The sequence below is a fragment of the Archangium violaceum Cb vi76 genome (genome assembly GCF_000733295.1).
In the GTDB taxonomy this organism is placed as follows: Bacteria; Myxococcota; Myxococcia; order Myxococcales; family Myxococcaceae; genus Archangium; species Archangium violaceum.
In genome coordinates, this window is record NZ_JPMI01000111.1 from 1 (window position 1) to 8,640 (window position 8,640).

The window sequence follows — 8,640 nt, forward strand, 5'->3', positions numbered from 1 at the left end:
TCTGGGAGAGGGCGGGGGGTGAGGGTCATCGCGTGGGAATGTCGGTCTTGCGCCGCACATTGCGGAACAGGTCCTGCCGCTTGGACTTCAGCTCCTCGGCCCGGGCGCGCTCGCGCTGCCGCTCGTGTTCGGTGAGGACGTCGCGCAAGTCCTCCAGCGTGGCGTCCGGGCGCTGCACGGCGGCCGAGAGCACCACCTGGTAGCCCTCGCCGAGCCGGGCGATGGTGGCACCGTCGAACAGCGCGGTGCTGTAGCGCAGCACGCCGCCCATCTGGCCTCCGTGCTTCGACAGCAGCACCGACAGGTCGAAGGGCGAGCCACCGTCATCGAGCTCGAGCAGCTCCAGGCGCAGGCCGGGCAGCTCCAGCGCGGGCAGCGGAGCGTTCTCCAGGACGAACATCACCTGGAACAGCGGGTTGTAGCGGGCGTCTCGCGGGGGGCGGAGTGTCTCGACGAGCTTGTCGAAGGGCACGTGCGGGTGCGCGTACGCGCCGAGCGCCACCTGCCGCACGCGGGAGAGCACCTGCCGGAACGTGGGGTTGCCCGAGAGGTCCACGCGCAGGACGAGCTGATTGACGAAGAGGCCCACCAGCTGTTGCGTGCGCGGATGCTCCCGGTTGGCGATGTCCGTGCCCACCACGAGGTCGGTGCGGCCGGTGCGCTGGTGGAGCGTCACGAGGAAACCGGCGAGCAGCACCATGAAGGGCGTGGCGCCCTCCGACTGTCCGAGCTGCTCGAGGCCCACGGTGAGGGGCGCGGAGAGCTGGAGCGGGTGGCGGGCGCCCTCGAAGGACGGGGTCTCGGGGCGCGGCCGGTCCGTGGGCAGCTCCAGCAGCGGAGGCATGGCGGTGAGGCGCTCCTTCCACCAGGACCGCTCGGCGGCCAGCGTGCCACCCTCCAACCCGTGCCGCTGCCACGCGGCGTAGTCCGTGTACTGGAGGCGCGGCGCGGGCAGGGGCGAGGGGCGGCCCTCGGCGAAGGCGGGGTAGAGGGCGCCCAGCTCGCGGACGAGCACGCCCATGGTCCAACCGTCGGAGACGATGTGGTGCACCGAGAGCACCAGCCGGTGCCGCTCCGGGGCGAGCTTCAGCAGCTTCGCGCGCAGCAGCGGGCCTCGCTCCAGGTCGAAGCGCTGGCGGGCCTCCAGGGTGGTGAGCCGGGTGGCCTCGGCCTCGCGTTCGGAGTCGGGCAGGCCGAACAGGTCCACGAGCGCGCCCTCCCCGGCGAGCGGACCCAGGTCCGGCACCTGCCCGGCGGGGAGCAGCACCTGCACGCGCTTGCCGTCCACGAAGGGGAAGCACGCACGCAGCGAGTCATGCCGGCGCAGAAGTGCCGCGAGGCTACGCCCCAGGGCCTCCACGTCGAGCCGTCCCTCCAGCTTCACCGCCGTGGCGACGGTGTACGCCGAGTGGCCCGTGGCGAGTTGCTCCAGGAAGAGGAGCCGCTCCTGGCCGTAGGAGAGGGGAGGGTGGGGCCCGTGGCTGGCGGGCTCGAGCGGTGGAGGCGCGGAGGGGGCGGGGTGCAGGGCCTCCAGCGCGCGGGTGGTGAGGGTGCCCAGGCTGACGCCATCCAGCAGCAGCGCCATGGGCAGGTGGATGCCCAGCTCCTCCTCCAGCGCGCCCTTGAGCTCGATGGCGTGGATGGAGTCCAGGCCGAACGCGGTGAGGGGCCGCGCCTCATCCAGCGCGGAAACGGGTACGGCCAGCGCACGCGCGAGGCGGTGCCGCAGGTGCTCGCCGAGCAGCCGGGGACGCTCCGTCTCCGGGGCACCCAACAAGGCCTCGCGGGTGAGCGCGGGCGGCTCGGCTGGCGCGGTGGACGCGGCCTGGAGCACGGCGCTCTCCGTGACGAGCTCCAGCTCGCCCGCGAGGTACATGGCGCGGCAGGTGCCACGCTGAATCTTGCCGCTGGACGTCTTGGGAATGTGGCCCGCGGGGACGAGCACCACGCGGCCCGGTGCCACCTCGTGCTGCTCGGCGATGGCGCGGCGGATGGCCTCCACGGCCTCGGCGGGCTCCGGCAGCTTCGCGCGGTCCACCTCGTGCACGAGCACCAGTTGCTCCTGTCCCTCCACGTCCAGGCCGAAGGCGGCGGAGCAGCCCGGGCGCAGCGCGGGGTGACTGGCCTCGGCGGTCTGCTCCAGGTCCTGCGGGTACAGGTTGCGCCCGCGCAGGATGATGAGGTCCTTGATGCGGCCCGCGACGAACAGCTCGCCACCCACGAGGAACCCGAGGTCTCCCGTGCGCAGCCAGGGCCCGTCGCCGGTGTCGCTCCGGCGGGCACGGAAGCTCTGCTCGGTCTGCTCGGGTCGGCCCCAGTAGCCCTGGGCGATGCTGCCTCCGCGCACCCAGATTTCACCCACCTGCCCCTCGGGCACGGGAGCGAGCGTCTCGGGGTGGGCGATGAGCAGCTCCTGGTCCAGCACGCTCGTGCCGCAGCCCACGAGCTGGCTCACGCGCCCGGAGCCCTCCTGCTTCCAGTCATGCACCACGGGCCGTGCGCCCATGCGCCCACCGGTGACGAGCAGCGTGCCCTCGGCCAGGCCGTAGCACGGGTAGAAGGCCTCGCGGCGGAAGCCGGAGACGGCGAAGGCCTCGGCGAAGCGGTCCATCGTGGAGGCGCGCACGGGCTCGGCGCCGTTGAAGGCTAGCCGCCAGGTGCTCAAATCCAACGCGGCGCGCTGCTCGGGCGTGGTCTTCCGCACGCACAGGTCGTAGGCGAAGTTCGGCCCACCGCTGTGCGTCCCCCGGTAGCGGGAGATGGCCTCGAGCCAGCGCACGGGCCGCTTGAGGAAGTCCAGCGGCGACATCAGCACGACGGGGATGCCGGCGAACAGCGGCTGGAGCACGCCGCCGATGAGGCCCATGTCGTGGTAGGGCGGCAGCCAGATGACGCCGACGCTCCCGGGAGAGGGCTCGAAGCCGCGCTGGATGGCCGTCGAGTTGTGCAGCAGGTTGCCGTGGCTGAGCATCACCCCGCGCGGTGTGCCCGTGGAGCCCGAGGTGTACTGGAGGAACGCGAGCGACTCGCGCGTGAGGCCCGGGTCCTTCCAGGCGCTGGCCGCGTCCGCGGGCACCTCGTCGGTGGCCACCCACGTCAGCCCGGCCAGTCCGGGGAACTGCTCGGCCAGTCCGTCCGCCATGGAGCGGATGAGCTCGTTCGTGAGCGCGAAGCGGGCGCGCGCGTCGGAGATGAGCGCCTCGAGCCGCGGGAGCGTCCGTCCCAGGCGCATCGGGTCCGGCGGGTAGGCCGGCACGGCGATGGCTCCGGCGTAGATGCAGCCCACGAAGGCCGTCACGTAGTCGAGCCCGGGCGGGTAGAGCAGCAGCACCCGCTCGCCCCGGGCTCCCCGCTCCTGCAGGAGTCCACCGATGGCGCGTGCCCGTGCATCCAGCCCGGCGTAGGTGAGACGTGCTTCTTCCGTCTCGCCATCGACCAGGAAGGTGTAGGCGAGCTCCCCTGGCTGGGATTCGGCACGGCGGCGCGACAGCTCGAGGAGCGAGGAGGAGTCGAACGAAGAGGACGGTGCCAAAGCCCCGGGGTTTCTAGCACGCGGGCACAAGAATGCCCACCCCGCAACTCCCGGGAATCCGGTGTCTCCGTCCGCTCAATAGCGGAGGGAGGATATCTCTCCGCGGAGCAGCTCCAGCAGCGAGCTCGCCACCTCGCGCGGGTGCGTCGCGTAGTGCCGCATCATCCGTCCACCAGGCAGCCTCACCCCGTGGCCCCAGGGCCCGCGCATCCAACGCCAGCGGGGTGGATCGGCCGGCGAAGCGCGGACGGGGCCGGCGTCTTCCTGCGCCTGGGCGCTCCGGCGGGGCTCCTCCTCGGACATGGGCACGTAACGGGGATGGGGGACGGTGCCGCGCTCCACCTGGACGGGGTAGGCCTCGGCGTGCTCCGTCGCGGCCACCATGTGGTGCGAGGAGCGCGTCTCCGGTGCTTCCCGTTCCTCCAGGGGCCGCTGCTCGTCCCGTGCGCGCCGCGAGGACCAGAAGACCTCCACGAGGTCCGTGGCCTCCAGACGCGCGCGCGGGTGGCCATGCTCCGGGGTGAGCACGATGCCGTGCTCGTCCATGGACCGCACCTCGTCATGGCGCACCCGGTGCTCGCGCGTGACGACCACCCGGCGCTCGAGCACGAAGCCCTCGTCATCCACGGAGAGCACGCGGCCGAGCGGCGAGCCGTCGTGGCCGCGCACCACCATTCCCGCACGAATCTTGCGTCGAGACATGAGTGGCTCTCCTCTAGTCCGTGTCGTCCTTGTCGAGTGGCTCGGCCAGGGCATTCACGTGCACCACGTGGCCTCCGTCGTCCGGTGGCGCGCGGGTGGCCTCGCTCTCCTCCGGGGTGTGGGGCGCCCGCTCCTCGAAGCCGTCGCCCTCCAGGTTGCGCTGCCGCTGCTCGCTCGTGCTTCCGTAGCCCTCCCGCAACCGCTGCTTGCCTGCCATGGTCCGCTCCCGGGTCAGAATGTCCGAATGTCCGAGCCCTAACGCTTGGGATGGGAAGCGAGGGCCGCAACGCCTTCCTCCCCGGGAGAGCCCGGCCCAGGTCCAGTCCTGGGGGGCGCCCTCTCCATTGCTCGCGGGGCAGGCGAGTACCCGGGCCCACATGCCCGTGGCCCGGGGCCCACAGGGGCCCGGCTCCCGCGGCCTCCACCCGGGGGCGCCGGGGCGGCACGTCCGGTGCAAAACCCGGGGGACGGCGTGGGGAATGTCCCCCCCGCTCGACTGTCGACGGAGGCGCGCCCCACTGCTATGCACCCCCACACCATGGATGTTCGCCCCTCCCCCCGCCGCGCGCTGCTGCTCGCGCTGGCGCTGCTGATGTCCGCTTGCAAGACGCCCTCCGCCACGGGCGGTGGCACTTCCCCTGGCCCCTCTTCCGGCTCCTCGTCACAGGGCCGCGGGGAAGACGTCCCCCAGGGAGACCCCTTCCCGTCGAGGCCCTCCATCGAGGCGCGCAAGGACGCGCAGGCGGACCAGGCGCTCGCCCAGGCCATCCAGCAGGCCGAGACGGCTCCGCGCAAGCAGGCCGCCGAGTCCTTCCTCGCGGTGCGCAAGGCGTACCCGCAGACGACGGCGGGCCAGGAGGCCCTCTACCGGGCGGGCGTGCTCTTCTACGACTCGCAGGACTACGTCAACGCGCGCAAGAGCTTCAACGAGCTGCTCTTCGAGAACCCGCTCCACCCGCAGGCCACCGAGGCCAAGCGCCGCCTGGGCCGGTCCGCGCTGGAGGTGGGTGCCTACCGTGACGCCTACCAGACGCTCTACAGCCTCGCCGAGCGTGCCGAGGGCGCCGAGCGCATCCAGTTGCTCGAGGACTCCGTCAAGGCCGCGGAGAAGGCGGGCCTCTTCGGACAGGCGCTGCGCATCTCCGTGGACCTGGCCGGCAACGCCCAGACGCCCGAGGCGCAGCAGGCCGCGGTGGCCCGGGTGCAGCAGTTGGTGGAGGGCCGCGCCGGCTTCATGGACGTGGCGCAGATCATGGAGGAGCTGTCCCCCTCCAATCCCGCCTGGCCGGTGCTGAGCTTCAAGCTGGCCCGCATCTACTACCACCTGCGGGACTGGACGCGGCTGGAGGAGACGCTCAACCGCTTCCTGGCGGAGGCGCCCAACCACACGTTCGCCCCGCAGGCCCGCGAGCTGCTCGCGCGCGCCACGCGCCGCGTGGACGTGCAGACGAAGACGGTGGGCCTGCTGCTGCCCATGACGGGCAAGTACAAGGCCGTGGGCGAGGCGGTGCTGCGCGGGGTGAAGCTGGCCCTGGCCGGCAGCGACATCGAGCTCGTGGTGAAGGACACGCAGGGGGATGTGAACCTCGCCGCCCAGGGCATGGAGCAGCTGGCCTTCGACGAGGGCGCCATCGCCGTGCTGGGCCCCATCACCTCGGACGAGTCCCGCCGCGCCGCGCTGGTGGCCGAGGAGCTCCAGGTGCCGCTGCTGACGCTCACGCGCCAGGAGGACATCACCCACATCGGGCCCTTCATCTTCCGCAACATGCTGACGAACTCGGCGCAGGCGCGGGCCATCGCCGACTTCGCGATGAAGCAGAAGGGCTTCAAGAGCTTCGCGATGCTCTACCCCAACCTGCCGTACGGGGTGGAGCTGGCCAACGACTTCTGGGACCACGTGGTGGAGAACGGCGGCCAGGTGCGCGGCGCCGAGACGTACGACCACGACCAGACGACGTTCACCACCGAGGCCAAGAAGCTGGTGGGCCGCTACTACCTGGAGGATCGGCTCGACTACATCGAGGGCGTGCGCGAGGTGCAGAAGGAGACGAGCGGCCAGGACGCGTTCCGCAAGCGCAAGGCCATGGAGAAGATGAGGGGCAACGTGGAGCCCATCATCGACTTCGAGGCCATCTTCATCCCCGACGAGTGGCGGCGGGTGAGCCTGGTGGCCCCGGCGCTGGCGGTGGAGGACATCGTCACCAACGCGTGTGACGCGCGCGACGTGGAGCGCATCCGCAAGACGACGGGCAAGAAGACGCTCAAGACGGTGATGTTGCTGGGCACCAACGCGTGGAGCAGCGGCAAGGGCGCCAGCGGCATGCCGGAGCTCGTCGAGCGCGGTGGCAAGTTCGTCACCTGCTCGGTGTACGTGGATGGCTTCTTCGTGGACTCGCAGCAGCCGGCCACGCGCCGCTTCGTCCAGGCCTACCGCCAGGCGAACAGCGGGGACCCGGGCCTGCTCGAGGCCTACGGGTATGACTCGGCGCGCATGGTGCGGCAGCTGCTGGACTCGAAGCAGGCGCCCAGGAGCCGCGGGGAGTTCCGCGAGGCCCTGGCCAACGTGAAGGACTTCGACGGTGCCACGGGCAAGACGTCCTTCGACGAGAAGCGCGAGGCGCGCAAGCCCCTCTTCCTGCTGTCCGTGAGCAACAAGGGCGTGACGGAGGTGCCTCCGGAGAAGTCGGCGGCGCTGGGTGGCTCGTGAGGGCCCTGGCGCCTCGTGCGCTGTGGCTCGTGGGGCTGTTGTCGCTCGCGGGGTGCCGGCACGCCGCGCCGGTGCTCGCGCCGGATATCGCCTCCCGGTTGGAGTCCACGCCGGGGGGATACCTCGCGGGTGAGGTGGTGGGTCTCGGGGACGGCGACGTCCTCGACCGCAGGGACTTCGTCTGGACGCTGGCCTTCTCGCCGGACTCCTCGCGCGTGGCCTACTCGCACCTGGGCGCTCGCGAGTATCTGCTCGCGCTCTGGAAGGTGAGGCCCTCGCTGGCGCGCGTGGTGGACCAGGGCATCAACCCCTCCGAGTTCGACGTGGAGGCGCTGGCCTTCTCCCGGGACGGCTCGTTGCTGGCGAGCGCGGGCTGGGACGGCATGGTGCGTCTGTATGACGCGGCCACGGGCGCGCTGAAGGCGAGCCTGCGGACGGAGGAGCCGCTCACCGCGGTGGCCTTCCACCCGGCCGGTGGCTACCTCGTGGCGGGCAGCGCGCAGGGGCTGCTCACGGTGCTGCGCGTGGCGGACCTGGGCTTCTCCTTCGAGGCCCGGCCCCACACGGACCGGGTGAGCGCGCTCGTCTTCGCGGCGGATGGGACGCTGTACTCGGGGAGCTGGGACAAGCGCATCCGGGTATTCGACGCGCGCGAGGAGGCCCTGCGGCGCGAGCAGGCGCGGGTTCGCTTCGAGCGGCGCGGGGGCTACGCCGTGGTGGGCGGGACGCTCAACGGGAAGGCTCCGGTGGCCTTCGCGCTGGATGCGCGTGCTCCCGCGCTCGTGCTGGGTTCTCAGGCGGCGGAGGCGGCGGGGATCGACACGGCCATGTTGCAGGAGACGGTGTCGCTGCCCACGGCGCTGGGGTCCACGCTGGCGCGGGTGGCCCGGGGCCAGCGGCTGCGCCTCAAGGGGCTGGAGCTGGAGGGCCTGGACGTCGTGGTGTGTGACGCGTGTCTGCCTCCGGGCGTGGGGGGAGTGCTGGGTGCTCCCTTCTCCGAGCGTGTGGACGTGGCCTTCGATGACGCCACGGGTGAGGCGGTGCTCACGTTGAAGGCTCCGGCGCGGGTGAAGGAGGAGGAGCGGGGGCTGGTGCTCGCTCCACGCACGGCCTTTCCCTTCGAGGCGCACGTGAATGACGTCACGCTCGACGCGGCCGGGCGCCGGCTGGGCGTGGCCTTCTCCGAGCCCAAGGCCGAGCGCAACCGTGCCGTCTACGAGCGCGAGAAGAAGGGGCTCGTCGAGCCTCCGGCCGAGTGGAACGCCGCGGCGCTGGTGGACGCGGGCTCGGGCCAGGTGCTGCGCAAGTGGACGGCGCACCGGGGCGTGGTGGCCTCCGCCGGTATCTCTCCGGACGGGCGCTCGCTGGCGAGTGGTGGCTGGGACAAGCAGCTGTACGTCTGGCGCGAGGGCCTGGAGACGCCGGTGGCGGAGAGGAAGTTCGGTTGGTCCGTGCGCCGGGTGCGCTTCAGCCCGGACGGGCGGCTGGTGGGCGTGGCCGCGTGGACGCCGCAGAAGGCCTCGGGCACGCAGGAGAGTGATCCGGCCGCGGTCCTGTTCCCCGTGCGCTACGCCGCCCCCACCGTGGAAGATATCCCCTCTCCCCTCGGGAGAGGGTCAGGGTGAGGGTATCCGGGCCCGTTCTTCAACCCGTGGCCCCCCCACTGTGCGCAGTGGGTTCGTAACCCGGGTTACCGTAT

General features: G+C 71.9%; 5 protein-coding genes. 2 read left to right on the forward strand and 3 right to left on the reverse strand.

Going from position 1 to position 8,640, the window contains the following annotated elements:
• Positions 1 to 25: 25 nt before the first annotated feature.
• The 3 genes from Q664_RS17620 to Q664_RS17630 all read right to left on the reverse strand — a co-directional run bounded on the left by Q664_RS17620 (position 26) and on the right by Q664_RS17630 (position 4,451).
• Positions 26 to 3,532: a condensation domain-containing protein gene (locus Q664_RS17620; RefSeq protein ID WP_043396454.1), complete on the reverse strand. Its 3,507-nt coding sequence runs from the start codon at positions 3,530 to 3,532 to the stop codon at positions 26 to 28.
• A gap of 75 nt (positions 3,533 to 3,607) precedes the next feature.
• A complete protein-coding gene (locus Q664_RS17625; RefSeq protein WP_152622158.1) occupies positions 3,608 to 4,234 on the reverse strand; it encodes a hypothetical protein in 627 nt (208 codons plus the stop codon).
• 13 nt (positions 4,235 to 4,247) lie between these two features.
• Positions 4,248 to 4,451 (reverse strand): hypothetical protein, encoded by a 204-nt coding sequence (locus Q664_RS17630; RefSeq protein WP_043396463.1) that lies wholly within the window; start codon positions 4,449 to 4,451, stop codon positions 4,248 to 4,250.
• Between the two features lie 321 nt (positions 4,452 to 4,772).
• On the opposite strand from Q664_RS17630, the gene Q664_RS17635 reads away from it, so the two are divergent.
• Positions 4,773 to 6,941, forward strand: coding sequence for a penicillin-binding protein activator (locus Q664_RS17635; protein ID WP_200883720.1), 2,169 nt, complete (start codon positions 4,773 to 4,775; stop codon positions 6,939 to 6,941).
• Complete coding sequence (locus tag Q664_RS17640; protein ID WP_152622159.1) at positions 6,938 to 8,566, forward strand: WD40 repeat domain-containing protein; 1,629 nt, start codon at positions 6,938 to 6,940, stop codon at positions 8,564 to 8,566. Before Q664_RS17635 ends, Q664_RS17640 begins: the two co-directional genes overlap by 4 nt.
• Positions 8,567 to 8,640: the final 74 nt, after the last annotated feature.

Bases quoted from the DNA above. Each gene is read 5' to 3' on its own strand.
- Q664_RS17635 (WP_200883720.1), top strand. From the start codon at position 4,773: ATGGATGTTCGCCCCTCCCCCCGCCGCGCGCTGCTGCTCGCGCTGGCG.
- Q664_RS17625 (WP_152622158.1), bottom strand. From the start codon at position 4,234: ATGTCTCGACGCAAGATTCGTGCGGGAATGGTGGTGCGCGGCCACGAC.
- Q664_RS17630 (WP_043396463.1), bottom strand. From the start codon at position 4,451: ATGGCAGGCAAGCAGCGGTTGCGGGAGGGCTACGGAAGCACGAGCGAG.